A 393-nucleotide genomic window follows, 5' to 3' on the forward strand; every position below is an offset into this window, starting at 1 on the left:
CCCCTGGAATTTTTCCAGAAATCCGCTGAAATCCTCCTCGGATACGGTAAAACCAGGTTCCAGAAACTCTGTCTGCACATGGTTCACCTCATCCCATATGTTAATACAGGATCTGCTCTCCGCCTCCATATGATAAAATGCACTTTTAATTCCGAATGGTTTCAGGGAATCCTCTATATAAGCGCCTGCATGCCCGCCGACAAATCCTGTGGCAACCACTTCAGCCCCCGCAATTGCTGCAGGCTTGGAAACATTGAGCCCTTTTCCTCCCGGTGTGTAAGCGCATTCTCTGACCCGGTTCACTTCTCCGGTTTGCAAGCCCTCCACTACATATCTCTGTCAATCGCCGCATTTAACGTGACTGTAAGTATCATGAAGTCAGCCCTCCCAAGC

Annotated in this window: 1 protein-coding gene; it reads right to left on the bottom strand. The window is 49.4% G+C overall.

Annotated elements, in window-relative coordinates; all coding sequences use genetic code 11:
• On the bottom strand, positions 1-318 hold a 318-nt coding region (locus tag E4T82_RS12285), incomplete at its 3' end, for a PfkB family carbohydrate kinase (protein WP_228065178.1).
• Positions 319-393: the final 75 nt, after the last annotated feature.

It is taken from the genome of Streptococcus cuniculi (assembly GCF_004570575.1).
In the GTDB taxonomy this organism is placed as follows: Bacteria; Bacillota; Bacilli; order Lactobacillales; family Streptococcaceae; genus Streptococcus; species Streptococcus cuniculi_A.